Genomic DNA, 13,645 nt, shown 5'->3' with positions numbered 1-13,645 from the left:
GCCTGTCACGCAATCTTTTTAGATGTGACGTCGAAATCCGCCGCCGCCATTCGTCGTTCCGGCGACATCCAGCCCTTGGGAGAGATCATGACCACCGACAATTCAACTTTCGCCGGTCCGGCGGAGCAGGCCGGCGCGCCGCAAGACCATGCTGCCCGTAACCGTCTGGTGATTTCCCTGCTGCTTGTTTCGGCCTTCGTGGTCATTCTCAACGAGACCATCATGGGTGTGGCGCTGCCCCATCTCATGGATGATCTGGGCATCACGGCGAGCGCCGCTCAATGGCTCACCACCGCCTTCATGCTGACCATGGCCGTGGTGATCCCGGTCACCGGTTTCCTGCTGCAGCGGCTCAATACGCGGCCGGTCTTCATCCTGGCCATGTCGCTGTTTTCGGCCGGCACGCTGATTTCGGCCATCGCGCCCGGCTTTGCCGTGCTCGTCATCGGCCGCATCGTGCAGGCATCGGGCACCGCTATCATGATGCCCTTGCTGATGACCACGGTGATGACCCTGGTGCCGCCTGAATCGCGCGGCAAGACCATGGGCAATATCTCGATCGTCATTTCGGTCGCCCCGGCCATCGGTCCCACCATTTCGGGGCTGATTCTGTCCGTGCTCGACTGGCGCTGGATGTTTATCCTGGTGCTGCCGATTGCCCTGGGGGCATTGGCGCTCGGCGCCAAGCGGATCGTCAATGTCACGACGCCCAAGGAAGCGCCGATCGACGTGCTTTCGGTCGTGCTGTCGGCCATCGGCTTTGGCGGCTTCGTCTATGGCCTGAGCGGTCTGGGTGAAGCAGCGCATCATCCGTCTCCGGTTTCGCCGTGGATTCCGCTGCTGGTGGGTGCTGCCGTCATCGCCGTCTTCGTGCTGCGCCAACTTTCGCTGCAGAAGCAGGATCGTGCCTTGCTCGATCTGCGCACGCTCTCTTCGCCCGTCTTCACCGTTTCGGTGGCGATGATGGCGATCCTGATGATGGCCATGTTCGGCGCCTTCATCCTGCTGCCCATCTACCTGCAGAACGTGCTGGGTCTTTCCACCCTGCAAACCGGCCTGCTGCTCTTGCCGGGTGGCCTGGTCATGGGGCTCTGCGCGCCGACCGTGGGCACGCTCTTCGATAAGTATGGCCCCGTGCCGCTGGTCATTCCCGGCGCTGTGCTGCTCAGCATTGCGCTTTGGGGCCTGACCTTCGTGCAGCAGGATACTTCGGTCTGGCTGCTGCTGGCGGCTCATCTGCTGCTCAGCATTGGCCTCGCGCTGATGTTTACGCCGCTCTTCACCGTGAGCCTGGGCTCGTTGCCGCCCAATCTTTATTCGCATGGCAGCGCGGTGATCGGTACGGCCCAGCAGGTTGCGGGCGCGGCGGGGACGGCGCTGTTCGTCGCCATCATGACGCTGCAATCGACCGGCCTCACCAATGCCGGCGCCGATCTCGTTGCCGCAACCACGGGCGGCATCCGCTCGGCCTTCCTCTGCGGCGCCATCATCTCGCTTGCGGCCGTGGCGGCGGCACTCTTCATCAAGAAGCCCGCGCCCCGCGCCATGCCGGCCGAGTTCGCGCCGGGACACTAAGCCGTCTCATCCAAGCACGGTCTTGAACTCATCCCCGTCGCCAGCCAAGCTGGCGGCGGGGATTTCATTTTGCGGAGGACAGCATGAACGGCTTGCTCGAGAGGATCGTGGCCGCCTCCGGCGTGCCGGACCTGGTGGATATCCTCGCCGCCCGCCTCAGCCCCACCGATCTGCAATCGCTGCTGCTGGAGGTCTATGACCGCCGCTCGTCCGCGCGCAGCCCGGCCGATCTGCTGGCCGATTACGAAAAGAGCCGCTTCTTCGGCGCCGCCAGCCTCGCCCCGGCCGACGCCGCCGAATGGGAGGCGGTGTTGAGCGCCAGCGCAGGGGATTGCCAATTCCTCACGCTCTCGCCCATGGCGCCGCTGGGTGCTTGCGCTGTGGTGGCGCCGGTTGGTCAATCCTGGTCGGTGCCCACTGTGCGGACCGGGGAAGTCGTATCCGACGCGACCAATGTCCTGGCGCTCGAAGCCGCCCTGCTGCGCCGGGCTGCGGCAAAGCGCGATCCCAAAAGCCAGGACATCGTTCATCTTGCCACAACCCACCGCGTGGTCCGGCCCCAGGCCTATGCCAAGCCCGGCCTATTGGCCCATTTCGCGCTCTCGGCCATGGTCAGCGCCGGCCGCGATCGTGGCAGCCTGGGGTTCGAGGCGGCGGCGCTGCACGCACAGATCGGCGCCTGGCTCACCGCCTATCGGCGCTATTTTGGGCCCAAATTGCGGCTGGGTATTTCCTATACCTTGCCGCGTCCCGGCAATCCCGATGCGCGGCTGGAGGCACTGCGTGCGCTGGCCGAGGCTCACAATGCCGAATTGATCGAAGACGCCGAGCGCCCCGCCGCCAATGGCTATTATGCCGGCTTCTGCTTTCACCTGCTGGGCGGCTGGCCTGGCGGGGAACTGCGCCAATTGGCCGATGGCGGCATGGTTGATTGGACGGCCAAGCTGCTGGGGAATGCCAAGGAGCGGTTGTTGATCAGCGGGTGCGGGGTGGAGGGGTTGGTGGCGTTGCGCGGGCAGGGGACAGCATAGGGCACTGAGGCATCCCCATACTCAATGTCACCCCGGCGCAGGCCGGGGCCCATCCTGAGATTGTGGAGCTTGGACACAGACCTTGCGGCGGCGGGGCGATCTCGAGATGGGTCCCGGCCCGCGCCGGGATGACACCGTGGGTGATCCGGGATTAGCTACAGAATGGCTAAATCAGCAATGGTCTCGCCCGACGGAGCTTCTCCTACCGCTCATCCAGCCGTGGCATCAGCTCGACGAAATTGCAGGGCTTGTGCCGGTAATCCAACTGGTGGCTCAGAATGCCTTCCCAGGCGTCGCGGCAGGCGCCGCGCGAGCCGGGGAGGCAGAAGACGAATGTCGTGCCGATGAGCCCGCCCGTCGCCCGCGATTGCAGCGAGCTGGTGCCTACCGTCGTCGCCGAATATTGGTGGAACAGCACCGAAAAGCCTTCCATCCGCTTGTCAAAGAGCGGCTCGATCGCCTCGGGCGTGACATCGCGCCCGGAAAAGCCGGTGCCGCCCGTGGTGAGGATCACATCGACCTTGGGATCGGCGACGAACCCCTGCACGGCCTGGCGGATCAGCTGGGTATCGTCGCGGACGACCACGCGAGAGGCACATTCATGCCCATCGGCTTCGAGCAGCGATTTGAGCAGCGCGCCGCCTGTATCGGTTTCGAGCGTCCGTGTATCGGAAACGGCGATGACGGCGATGGAGAGCGGCTTGAACGCCCGGTCTTCAAATCGCTCGCTCTTGAACATCGCTTCTCTCCGCTTGTGATGATGGCTCATTGCTTGGGCCGCTATCACTATCAGCTCGCGGATCGAGCACAATGGTTTCCGGCGTCACCTGCTTGTCGGTGCCCATGGGCTGGAACGGGGCGCGATCGGCCGCGTCGGGCGCATTGCGCATCCGCATGCGGAGATAGGCAAAGCCGGCCAGCAGGGCATGGAACAGCGCCGTCACCATGAACAAGGCCACCGGCCCGAACGTGCCCATCAGCATGGAGGAAACCGCCGGCCCGATGGCCAGCCCAACCCCCAGAATCAGCAGCATGCCGCCGGCCACGCGGGCAAATTCGCCATCTTTGGCGAAGTCGTTGGCATGGGCCACCGCCACGGCATAAAGCGGATTGGCAACAAAGCCATAGGCGGCAAAAAACACATACATCAGCCAGCCGGCGGTGGGATTGATCAGGACCAGCAGGAGGCCGATCACCGAGGCCGCCCCCGCCAGCCCGATCAGCACCCAGCGCCGGTCGATCCGGTCCGAGAGGCGCCCGAAGGGAATTTGCGCGATCGCGCCCAGAATGGCTGCAACGGCGAAGAGAAAGGCGATGCCGCCGGCATCGAGCCCTTGTTCATAGCCATAGACCGGCGCCAGCGTGCCGAACGAGCCATTGGCCATGCCGCAGGAAAAGGCCGCGATCGCCGCCACGGGCGAGGTTCTGTAGAGGAGGCGCAGATCGAGCTTGGCCGAGGCGAGCGGGCGTGGCTGCGGGCTCGAGGTCAGGGCGGTCGGCAGTACGGCGCAGATAAAGCTGATCGCGCCAAGCACGAAGGGCAGATAGCCCGCCGTCCCGGTCACCGACATGGCAATCTGCCCCAGCGTCGAGGCGGCCATATTGATGGTCACATAGATCGAAAAGATCGTGCCGCGGCTGCGATTGTCGGCCACTTCATTGAGCCAGCTTTCGACGATCATCGCCGCGCCGGCAAAGCAGAAGCCCGATAGCGCGCGCAGCACGATCCAGCCGACATCGTTGATCCAGAGCAGATTGAGCAGAATGGTGACCGTGCCGATGGCCGCCATCACCGAAAAGGCGCGGATATGGCCCACCTTGCGCACGATCATCGGCACCGCGATCGACCCGGCGACAAAGCCCACCGACCAGCCTGTGCCGATCAGGCCCAGCGACAGCAGCGAGAAATTTTCCTCCGCCCCGCGCACCGAGAGCAAGAGGCCCTGCAGCCCCCCGCCAAACATGAGCAGGGCCGAACCCAGAAACAGGGCGTAGATTTTAATGACTGAGGCCATGACGCTTTTTCGGCTTTACGGGTCGGAACAACGTTGCAAATCACGCAAGGGTGACCATAACGCGGCGTGCTGGGATTGGGAGCGCAAAAAAGCGGCAAGGCGCTTAAACTATCCCCAGCGCCTCGATCCGCATCCGCAAGCTCAGCAAATCCCGCCAGGCCTGCTGCTTGGCGGCCGGATTGCGCAGGAGATAGGCCGGATGCAGCGTCGGCATGGCTTCCACCTCATGCCGCCCGATGCTCACATTGCTCCACTTGCCGCGCATCTTGATGATGCCGGCGGTAGTGGAAAACACCGTCTGCATGGCCGGCCCGCCCAGCGTCATCACCACTTTGGGCGCTACCAGCTCCACTTGCCGGTGCAGGAACGGCAGGCAGAGCGCCATTTCCTCGGGCGTCGGGGTGCGATTGCCCGGCGGCCGCCACGGTACGGTATTGGCGATATAGACCTTGGTGCGGTCGAGCCCGATGGCCGCCAGCATACGGTCGAGCAATTGCCCGGATTTGCCGACGAAGGGCTTGCCCTGCCGGTCCTCCTCGGCGCCCGGCGCCTCCCCGATCAGCATGATCTCGGCCTCGGGATTGCCATCGGCAAAGACCAGTTGCGTCGCCCGCAATTTGAGCCCGCAGCCGTCATAGGCGCCCAGAATGGCCTGAAGCTGGTCCAGCGTTTCGGCGCTGCCGGCCAAAGCCCGCGCCTCGCTGGGATCGCCGCCCAATGCCGGGGCAGGGGGCGCGACGGCCCGCTCTCCGCTTGCTGCCGCAACGGGCGGGGGCATGGCGGCCCGCACCGGCGGGCGCTGGGCGAAGCGATCGACCGGTTCCTCGCCCACGGCGACATCCACGCCGGCAGCGCGATACCAGTCGAGCATGCCGACCATGTCATCGTGATTGAGGAAAGGTTCTTGAGCCATGACCTTCCTTATGTCACAGCGCCTTCGGCCCGGCCAAGCCGATATCGCCACTACATCCGATTGTGACTGCATCGCGCCTTGCGGCGCAGTCGCAAAACGGACAATCTTGCCCGCCAGAACTGGCTGGATAAGGCCTCCGGAGAATTAAGCCTCGTGACATTGCTCGTGAACCGTCTCGCGCGACCCGCCCTTGTGGTGCTGATGCTGGCGGCGTTTGCCGCCCCCCTGGCCGCCCAGACCAAGTCTAACCAGTCCCTCGATATGCTGTCCCTGTTCCGCTCCAGCGTCACCGGCTCCTATATGGCCGGCCAGCAGGCGCTCAAGGACATGCGGACCGAAGAAGCCGCGCGCTATTTCAACCAGGCTGCGCAGGCCGATTGGGACAATCCGGTGCTGGTCGAGCGCGCGTTCATCGGCTTTGCCGTCGATGGCCAGATCGGCCAGGCCGCGGCCACCGCCAAGCATCTGCTCGAACTCGACCCGCGCAATGAGCTGGGCGAATTGGTGGTTGCTACCGAAGCGCTCAAGGAGCGCCGCTATGACGCGGCCGAGAAAATGCTCGGCGCCATCGGCCAGGACAGCTTTACCGGCATCACCGCCGGCATCCTGCAGGCCTGGGCGCTGGTGGGCGACAATCGTTTTTCCGAGGCCGAAGCCCTGCTCGATAAGCTCGGCGCCAATGGCCTCGAGGATTTCCTGGTGTTCCACCGCGCCTTGATGGCCGAGGCTGCCGGGGAGACCGACAAGGCCATTGCCCTGGCCGGCAAGGCCTATGACGCCGAGCCCTTCGTCGCCCGGATCGTCGAGGTCTATGCCCGCATCCTCGCCAATGCCGGCCGCTTCGACGAGGCCAAGGATGTCATCGCCCAGTTCGAGGAACGCGGGCTGACCCACCCCATCGTCACCCGCGTGAAGCAGGCCATCGAAGCCGGGCAGCGCCCGGGCATTTTCGCTACCAATGTTCAGGTCGGCGCCGCCGAAATGTTCCATGGCATTGGCGTGGCCCTGTCGCGCGATGGGAGCCTAGATCTGGCGCTGGTCTTCCTGCGCATGGGGCTCTATCTCGATCCCTCCGCCGATGTGATCTCGCTGGCGCTTGGGCAATTGCTCGATACCGCCGGCCAGCATGATGCCGCCAACCGCATCTATGAGGCGGTTCCGGCCACCTCGGTCATGAAATCGACCGCAGTGGTCCGCGTTGCCCAAAATCTCGATGCCATCGGCAATCGCGCCGAGGCGCTGCGCCGGCTGGGCAATATCGTGGCCACGCGCCCCGACGATCTCGACGCGGTTTCGGTCTTGGGCGATCTCTTACGCTATGACGAGCAATATGTGCCCGCCGCCGAGGCCTATTCCAAGGCGCTGGAGCTGACCGGCGGCGAAAACGCCTCCGACTGGCGCTTCTATTACGTGCGCGGCATTGCCTATGAACGCGCCAAGCAATGGCCCAAGGCCGAAGCCGATTTCCTCGAAGCGCTCAAGCTCAATCCCGACCAGCCTCAGGTGCTGAATTATCTGGGCTATAGCTGGATCGATCAGGACATGAACCTCGAACCGGCGCTGGAAATGATCGAAAAGGCCGTCAAGGCCGTGCCGCAGGATGGCTATATCGTCGATTCGCTCGGCTGGGCTTTCTACAAGCTGGGCCGGCTGGACGAAGCGGTAGCCACGCTCGAACAGGCCGTGCTGCTGCGCCCCAACGACGCCGAGATCAACGACCATCTAGGCGATGCTTACTGGAAAGCAGGGCGGCGCCTTGAAGCCAAGTTCCAGTGGAATGTGGCCGCTTCGGTCGATCAGGAAGGCAATGTCAAGGAGCGCGTCGCTCCCAAGCTTGCCAATGGTCTGACCGAAGAGACTGAAGAAGCCGGCCACACCGCCACCCAATAGCAGGGGCGGCATGTCCGAAATCCAGTTCCAGGCAGCGCCGGCCAAGATCAATCTGGCGCTGCACATCACCCGCCGCCGCGAGGATGGCTATCACGACCTCGAAAGCCTCATCGTCTTTGCCGATGTGGCTGACGAGATCGAGGCCGCGCCCGCGCCCATCGACAGTCTTGCCATTACCGGCCCTTTCGCCAGGGGGCTGGGCAATGGCGAGACCAATCTGGTATCGCGCGCCGTCGCCGCCTTCCGCGCGCGCTGGCCTGGCGCGGTGGATGCCGGCCTTGCTCTCACCCTGCACAAGAATCTGCCGGTGGCCGCTGGCATTGGTGGCGGCTCCGCCGATGCTGCCGCTGCATTGCGCCTGATGTCGGGATTGGCAAAACAGCCCATTCCCGTCGCGGAGCTTTCGGCTCTGGCGGCGCAGCTCGGCGCCGACGTGCCCGCCTGCCTGCTGTCGCAGCCGTTGGTGGCGCGGGGCATCGGCGAAATCCTTGCTCCCCTGCAGCAATTTCCGCTCTGCCATATCGTACTGGTCAATCCGATGGTGCCGCTGGCCACCGCCGACGTGTTCCGCCGGCTGCGCAGCCACGACAATTATCCCTTGCCCGCGCTGCCCGAGCCGCTGACGCGGCCGGCCCAATTGGGCATCTGGTTGGCCGAAACCCGCAACGACCTCGAACCGCCCGCCATCAAGCTGGTCCCCGTGATTGGTGATCTGATCGAGCGTCTGCGCGCCGCCCCCGGCTGCATCCTCGCCCGCATGTCCGGCTCCGGCGCTACGGTCTTCGGCCTTTTCGGTTCAAGCACCCAGGCCCATCAGGCCGCCAGCGATCTACGCCAGGCCAGCCCGGACCACTGGGTCGCTGCCGCGCCGCTGATCGTGCCTTAGGAGGGGTACTCCGATCGTGCAAACAGGCAAAAGCCCTAGAAGGCCCGCATCACGCTGAATTCGACTACGTCGCCCAACAGCGTGCGCATTTCCGACGCCGGCAGGGCACGGAGCGCCTCTTGCGCCGCACGTGCATGGGCCTGTGCCTGCTCGAGCGTCCGCCCCAGCGCGCCATGGCGCTCCATGATCGCGACGACTGCCGCCACTTCTTCGGCGTTTGCTTCGGCATTGCCCAGCGCGGCCGAAATCACCGCCCGCTCCGCCTCGCTGCCGTTTGCCAGCGCTAGAATCACCGGCAGCGTCATCTTGCCTTCGCGCAGGTCGTCGCCGGTATTCTTGCCCAGCGTGCCGCTTTGCCCGCCATAGTCGAGCGCGTCATCCACCAATTGGAAGGCCTTGCCCAGCTCGAGCCCATAAATGCCCAAAGCCTCTGCCCCGGTCGCGTCGGCGCCGCCCGCCATGGCGCCCACCTTGCAGGCGGCTTCGAACAATACGGCAGTCTTGGCGCGGATCACCTCGGCATAATCGTCAGGCGTGGTGTCGAGGTCACCCGTCTTGGCCAGCTGGAACACTTCGCCCTCGGCCATCACCGCCGACGCAGCCGACAGCACGCCCAGCGAGGCTATGTCGCCGGTCTCCACCATCATCATGAAAGCCTGGCCGAGCAGGAAATCGCCGACCAGGATCGAGGCCTTGTTGCCCCACACCATGCGGGCCGCCGGCTTGCCCCGGCGCATGTCACTATCGTCCACCACATCGTCATGCAGCAGGGTGGCATTATGCATGAATTCCACAGCCGCGGCGAAATTGACCGCGCTGCCATTGCCTCGGCCGAACAGGGCTGCTGCGGCCACGGTCAGCATCGGGCGCAACCGCTTGCCGCCGCTCTCGATCAGATAGCGGGCCAGCTCGGGCACCATGTCGACATGCGATTCGGCGCGCGACAGAATCAATTCATTGACCTTGGCCATGTCGGCCTCGGTGGCGGCGACAAGCCGTTCGATCGGCGTGGCGCTCTGCGCCTCTCGCATTTGGGTCAGCACTGACACCACTATTCCATCCTCGTTTGCCGCAATCGGCAAATCAGGTTGAGCCCGCCGCGTCTGCGCATATATGGTCGCACCAAACCGGCCTTTTCGGGTGCGATGTCCCTAGACCAGCCACACGGCTTTGTAAAACACCAAACAATAACACGCGACGCCTTTTTGGGTGGCAGGATCACTCTGTCGCAGCCCCGGCAGGGCTTTCGCGCCGGATTGGACAGCGTGCTGCTCGGCGCAGCTGTCGCCGAGGATTGCGAACGCCTGCTCGATCTAGGCAGCGGCGTCGGCACAGCGGCTTTCGTCGCGCTGGCCCACGCTCCCGCCTGCCATGGCACTCTTGTCGAGCAGAACCCGGAAATGGCCGCCCTGGCGCGCGACAATGCCGCAACCAACGGCTTTGCTGCCCGTACTCTGGTCATCGAGGCAGATGTTACCGCCAAGGGCGGCGATCGCAAGGCGGCCGGTCTCATCGAAAATGGCTATGACAGCGTCATCGCCAACCCACCTTTCTTCGAAGCCGGCGCCGGCACCCTCGCCACCACGACCGGTCGTGCCGCCGCTCGCCATATGGATGCCGCCGCGCTCGATCTCTGGGTCCGCACCGCCGCCACTTCGGCTGCGGCCAATGGCGAAGTCATTTTTATCTACCCGGTCGAAAGCCTGGCGCCTTTGTTGGCCGCGTTCAGCCAGCGTTTTGGCGGCCTGACCCTGTTGCCGCTGGCCCCACGCCCCGACGCTCCGGCCAATCGCGTGCTGCTGCGGGGCTTGAAGGGCTCCCGCGCGCCGCTGCGCATGCTGGCCAGCCGCGCCCTGCACGATGCCGAGGGGCGTGCTTTCCGGCCGGAGTTCGATGCAATCTTTCGTGGGATTGCCCGCCTCGACTGGTAATCGGGGCAAACCCATCCTAAATCTGGCCGCAAGACTTCAGGCTGAGGAGATTCAATGGCCGCGACCCCTAGCAAGCCGCGCAACTGGCTCAGCCGCCTCGTGCGGCGTGCTCCCGTCATTCCCGTCGTACGCCTGCATGGCGTCATCGCCGCCGAACAGCGCCAGGGTCGGCTCAACATTGCCAGTGTCGCCCCACTGCTCAAGCGCGCCTTTGCCATCAAATCCGCCCCCGCCATCGCGATCATCGTCAATTCGCCCGGTGGCTCGCCGGTGCAGAGCCGGCTGATCTCCAAACGCATTCGCGACCTGGCCGACGAGCACAACAAGCCCGTCCTGGTCTTTGTCGAGGATGCTGCCGCCTCCGGCGGCTATTTCATTGCCGTGGCCGGCGACGAAATTATCGCCGATCCATCCTCTATCGTCGGATCGATCGGTGTCATCATGGCCGGCTTCGGCTTCGTCGGTGCACTGGAAAAATTGGGTGTCGAACGCCGCGTTCATACCGCTGGCATCAACAAGTCGACCCTCGATCCCTTCCTGCCTGAAAAGCAGAGTGATGTGGATCGCATCAAGCAGTTCGAATTGGACATTCATAACGTGTTCATCGATGTCGTCAAAATGCGGCGCGGCGCCAAGTTGAAAGCTGCCGACGACGTGCTGTTCACCGGCGAATGGTGGCCGGGCGTACGCGGCATCGAACTCGGCCTGATCGATACGCTGGGCGATATTCACGAAATCCTCCACACCCGCTACGGCAAGGATGTCGAACTGAAAATGATCGAACCCAAACGCAGCTGGTTCAGCCTGCCGCGCTTCGGTTTTTCGGCGTCTGGCCTCTCCGCCGACGTCGCCGCCACCATCGAGGACCGCGCCATCTGGGCGCGTTTTGGGCTCTAGCGCATGACTGGTATCATCATCCGCATCCTAATCTTTGCCCTGATCTTTGGCGCTATCTATTTGGGATTGCGCAAGATTTGGCGCGATTGGAAGGGCCAGTTCAAAGCCGAGGATGAAGAAGCCCGCCAGCTGCGCCGCGAGCGCGACCTGCGCGAACGTCAGCAACCCGGTGTCATCGATCTCAAGCGCGACAATGACGGCACTTTCCGCCCCAATGGCAAGGACGATGACAAACGCCGTTGACCGCTCGGGACGCTCAAACTAGAGGTTTGGCGCGACAATAGGATAGTTTCCGCCATGACCGACCGCCCCGCGCATATGGACCCCAAGAATTCGTTCCAGGGCCTGATCCTCACGCTGCAGCAATTCTGGGCGGAGCAGGGTTGTGTCATCCTGCAGCCCTATGACATGCCCATGGGCGCCGGCACCTCGCACACTGCAACCGTCTTGCGCGCGCTGGGGCCAAAGCCGTGGAACGCGGCCTATGCGCAGCCCTCGCGTCGCCCCAAGGATGGGCGTTACGGTGAAAATCCCAATCGCCTGCAGCACTATTATCAGTTCCAGGTGATCCTGAAGCCCTCTCCGGCCAATATCCAGGACCTCTATCTCAAGTCGCTCTATGCCATCGGCATCGATCCGGCCCTGCACGATCTGCGCTTCGTCGAAGACGATTGGGAAAACCCCACCCTGGGCGCCTGGGGGCTGGGCTGGGAAGTGTGGTGCGATGGCATGGAAGTCAGCCAGTTCACCTATTTCCAGCAGGTCGCCGGCTTTGAATGCAACCCGGTTTCGGGCGAGTTGACCTATGGGTTGGAGCGCCTCGCCTGTTACCTCCAAAACGTTGATTCCATTATGGAACTCAACTTCAATGGCGGTGTGGGCGATGCCAAGGTGAGCTATGCCGATGTGTTCCTGCAGAACGAGCAGGAATCCAGCAAATACAATTTCGAAGCCGCTGACACCGAAATGCTGTTCCGCCACTTTGCGGACGCCGAGAAGGAATGCCGTGCGGTCCTCGAAAAGGGCGCGCAGGCCAACCGGCAGACCATGGCCATCCCCGCTTACGAGCAGGTGCTCAAGGCCGCGCACAATTTCAACCTGCTCGATGCGCGCGGCGTGATCTCGGTGACGGAGCGGCAGAGCTACATCCTGCGCATCCGCGAATTGGCCAAATCCTGCGGTGAAGCCTGGCTGCAGACCGCGGGCGGCGGGGCCGAGTAGTTACTCGGCCGCCACCGGCTGGCGCACGGTCAAAACCGTCAGCATGTGCTTGCGGTTATCCCGGCTGCGCCAGCTGATCGACTGGCCCACGCGCAGGCCGATCAGTGCCGTGCCGACCGGGGTCATGATCGAGATGCGGCCGGCCGCGATATCGGCGTCCACCGGATAAACCAGCGTCACCGAATGTTCCTGGCCATTGTCGGTGCGGTAACGGACCGACGAGCCCATGCGCACGATATCAGCGGGAACCTCGGCATCGTCGAGAATGCGCGCGCGCTCCAGCTCATAGAGCAGATCGTCGGACTGGTCCGGCGTGTGAGTAAGCCCGGCCATGGCCAGGATGTTGAGTTGCTTGTGGTCGGCCTCGCCCAGAATGATTTCGGGCGTCAGGTCGTTATAGTCTTGGGTATTCATTTATCTGTACCTATGCAGCCGCCGTCGCGCATTCGTTGCGCGCCGTTGCGGCGATAAAACTGTGGTTGGGGTGTGCGCCAGCTAAGGCGATCAATACGATCGGCCTGCCCCTAAGCAGGCTCCGGCGCGGCAGGCATGCTTAGGGCTGCGATCCCGCGAAAGGGTATTCCAGCCGGAATGTCGAAGTCATGCTCATCGCTATAAAGTAGTGTGGCCCGCCGCCAAGTCAAGCCGCGGCCATTGCGCTCGAGTGGCTGCAATGCCAGTGTCTGCGCTAATGTCGTGCGTTTTGAGGAGCTTCGCACCCATGACCACCTGGATCATTCTTGCCGTTGTCGTCGTCGCGGCGGTCTATGCCGTCACCATCTATAACGGTCTGGTCAAGAACCGGCAGATGGTGGAGGAAGGCTGGTCGGGTATCGATGTCCAGCTCAAACGCCGCACCGATCTCATCCCCAATCTCATGGAAACCGTGAAGGGCTATATGGGCCATGAACGGGAAACGCTTGAAGCGGTGACCAATGCGCGCGCTGCCGCCACCAGCGCCGCCTCCGGCTCGCCCAAGGAGCGGGCCAAGGCCGAAAGCCAACTGTCCTCGGCACTGGGCCGCCTCATCGCCACCGCCGAGGCCTATCCCGACCTCAAGGCCAATACCACTTTTCTCGAATTCCAGACGGCCCTGCAGGGCGTGGAAGATGAAATCCAGATGGCGCGGCGCTATTACAATGGCGCCGTGCGCAACCTCAATGTGATGGTCGAATCCGTCCCCTCGAACTTCATCGCCGGCCCCTTCGGGTTCAAAAAGGCCGAATATTTCGAGCTGGAGAACGAAGCCGACCGCGCCGTGCCCTCCGTCAAGTTCAACTGAGCCG

At 63.6% G+C, this 13,645-nt stretch carries 14 protein-coding genes; 9 read left to right on the top strand and 5 right to left on the bottom strand.

All coding sequences use genetic code 11. The features are described 5' to 3' along the window. Nucleotides 1-87 precede the first annotated feature (87 nt). Both QQL79_RS13445 and QQL79_RS13440 read left to right on the top strand, forming a co-directional pair. Nucleotides 88-1,575, top strand: a complete 1,488-nt coding sequence (locus tag QQL79_RS13445) for a DHA2 family efflux MFS transporter permease subunit (protein ID WP_284391638.1) — start codon at nt 88-90, stop codon at nt 1,573-1,575. Nucleotides 1,576-1,658: 83 nt separating this feature from the next. Beyond that, nucleotides 1,659-2,606 (top strand): hypothetical protein, encoded by a 948-nt coding sequence (locus QQL79_RS13440; protein ID WP_284391636.1) that lies wholly within the window; start codon nt 1,659-1,661, stop codon nt 2,604-2,606. Nucleotides 2,607-2,808: 202 nt separating this feature from the next. Here the strand turns inward: QQL79_RS13440 and moaB are convergent, their stop codons facing one another. The 3 genes from moaB to QQL79_RS13425 form a co-directional block, all read right to left on the bottom strand. Next, complete coding sequence (gene moaB, locus QQL79_RS13435; RefSeq protein ID WP_284391634.1) at nt 2,809-3,345, bottom strand: molybdenum cofactor biosynthesis protein B; 537 nt, start codon at nt 3,343-3,345, stop codon at nt 2,809-2,811. Beyond that, nucleotides 3,323-4,621, bottom strand: coding sequence for an MFS transporter (locus QQL79_RS13430; protein ID WP_284391632.1), 1,299 nt, complete (start codon nt 4,619-4,621; stop codon nt 3,323-3,325). Before QQL79_RS13430 ends, moaB begins: the two co-directional genes overlap by 23 nt. Nucleotides 4,622-4,724: 103 nt before the next feature. Continuing rightward, nucleotides 4,725-5,534: a uracil-DNA glycosylase gene (locus tag QQL79_RS13425; RefSeq protein ID WP_284391630.1), complete on the bottom strand. Its 810-nt coding sequence runs from the start codon at nt 5,532-5,534 to the stop codon at nt 4,725-4,727. Nucleotides 5,535-5,687: 153 nt separating this feature from the next. Here QQL79_RS13425 and QQL79_RS13420 point away from each other — a divergent pair, with 153 nt between their 5' ends. Next, nucleotides 5,688-7,424: a tetratricopeptide repeat protein gene (locus QQL79_RS13420; protein WP_284391628.1), complete on the top strand. Its 1,737-nt coding sequence runs from the start codon at nt 5,688-5,690 to the stop codon at nt 7,422-7,424. A 10-nt stretch (nt 7,425-7,434) separates the two neighbouring features. After that, nucleotides 7,435-8,310: a 4-(cytidine 5'-diphospho)-2-C-methyl-D-erythritol kinase gene (locus QQL79_RS13415; RefSeq protein ID WP_284391626.1), complete on the top strand. Its 876-nt coding sequence runs from the start codon at nt 7,435-7,437 to the stop codon at nt 8,308-8,310. Between the two features lie 35 nt (nt 8,311-8,345). Here the strand turns inward: QQL79_RS13415 and QQL79_RS13410 are convergent, their stop codons facing one another. Continuing rightward, a complete protein-coding gene (locus QQL79_RS13410; RefSeq protein WP_284392885.1) occupies nt 8,346-9,341 on the bottom strand; it encodes a polyprenyl synthetase family protein in 996 nt (331 codons plus the stop codon). 234 nt (nt 9,342-9,575) lie between these two features. Here QQL79_RS13410 and QQL79_RS13405 point away from each other — a divergent pair, with 234 nt between their 5' ends. From QQL79_RS13405 to QQL79_RS13390, 4 genes are read left to right on the top strand one after another with little or no spacing between them, the layout of a single operon-like run. After that, entirely contained in the window at nt 9,576-10,241 is a 666-nt protein-coding gene (locus QQL79_RS13405) for a tRNA1(Val) (adenine(37)-N6)-methyltransferase (RefSeq protein ID WP_284391625.1), read from the top strand. Nucleotides 10,242-10,295: 54 nt separating this feature from the next. Next, nucleotides 10,296-11,138: a S49 family peptidase gene (locus QQL79_RS13400; RefSeq protein ID WP_284391623.1), complete on the top strand. Its 843-nt coding sequence runs from the start codon at nt 10,296-10,298 to the stop codon at nt 11,136-11,138. Between the two features lie 3 nt (nt 11,139-11,141). Beyond that, on the top strand, nt 11,142-11,381 hold the full coding sequence (locus QQL79_RS13395; protein WP_284391621.1) for a hypothetical protein: 240 nt from the start codon (nt 11,142-11,144) through the stop codon (nt 11,379-11,381). A 54-nt stretch (nt 11,382-11,435) separates the two neighbouring features. After that, entirely contained in the window at nt 11,436-12,359 is a 924-nt protein-coding gene (locus QQL79_RS13390) for a glycine--tRNA ligase subunit alpha (protein ID WP_284391619.1), read from the top strand. Here the strand turns inward: QQL79_RS13390 and rnk are convergent, their stop codons facing one another. Further along, nucleotides 12,360-12,773: a nucleoside diphosphate kinase regulator gene (gene rnk / locus QQL79_RS13385; protein WP_284391618.1), complete on the bottom strand. Its 414-nt coding sequence runs from the start codon at nt 12,771-12,773 to the stop codon at nt 12,360-12,362. Nucleotides 12,774-13,080: 307 nt separating this feature from the next. On the opposite strand from rnk, the gene QQL79_RS13380 reads away from it, so the two are divergent. After that, nucleotides 13,081-13,641, top strand: a complete 561-nt coding sequence (locus QQL79_RS13380) for a LemA family protein (protein ID WP_284391617.1) — start codon at nt 13,081-13,083, stop codon at nt 13,639-13,641. Nucleotides 13,642-13,645 lie beyond the last annotated feature (4 nt).

This window comes from Devosia yakushimensis, from assembly GCF_030159855.1.
GTDB classification, from domain to species: Bacteria; Pseudomonadota; Alphaproteobacteria; order Rhizobiales; family Devosiaceae; genus Devosia; species Devosia yakushimensis.
This window is presented reverse-complemented; position numbering and strand designations above follow the sequence as displayed.

Bases quoted from the DNA above. Each gene is read 5' to 3' on its own strand.
- QQL79_RS13445 (WP_284391638.1), top strand. From the start codon at position 88: ATGACCACCGACAATTCAACTTTCGCCGGTCCGGCGGAGCAGGCCGGC.
- QQL79_RS13440 (WP_284391636.1), top strand. From the start codon at position 1,659: ATGAACGGCTTGCTCGAGAGGATCGTGGCCGCCTCCGGCGTGCCGGAC.
- moaB (WP_284391634.1), bottom strand. From the start codon at position 3,345: ATGTTCAAGAGCGAGCGATTTGAAGACCGGGCGTTCAAGCCGCTCTCC.
- QQL79_RS13430 (WP_284391632.1), bottom strand. From the start codon at position 4,621: ATGGCCTCAGTCATTAAAATCTACGCCCTGTTTCTGGGTTCGGCCCTG.
- QQL79_RS13425 (WP_284391630.1), bottom strand. From the start codon at position 5,534: ATGGCTCAAGAACCTTTCCTCAATCACGATGACATGGTCGGCATGCTC.
- QQL79_RS13415 (WP_284391626.1), top strand. From the start codon at position 7,435: ATGTCCGAAATCCAGTTCCAGGCAGCGCCGGCCAAGATCAATCTGGCG.
- QQL79_RS13410 (WP_284392885.1), bottom strand. From the start codon at position 9,341: ATGCGAGAGGCGCAGAGCGCCACGCCGATCGAACGGCTTGTCGCCGCC.
- QQL79_RS13400 (WP_284391623.1), top strand. From the start codon at position 10,296: ATGGCCGCGACCCCTAGCAAGCCGCGCAACTGGCTCAGCCGCCTCGTG.
- QQL79_RS13395 (WP_284391621.1), top strand. From the start codon at position 11,142: ATGACTGGTATCATCATCCGCATCCTAATCTTTGCCCTGATCTTTGGC.
- QQL79_RS13390 (WP_284391619.1), top strand. From the start codon at position 11,436: ATGACCGACCGCCCCGCGCATATGGACCCCAAGAATTCGTTCCAGGGC.
- rnk (WP_284391618.1), bottom strand. From the start codon at position 12,773: ATGAATACCCAAGACTATAACGACCTGACGCCCGAAATCATTCTGGGC.
- QQL79_RS13380 (WP_284391617.1), top strand. From the start codon at position 13,081: ATGACCACCTGGATCATTCTTGCCGTTGTCGTCGTCGCGGCGGTCTAT.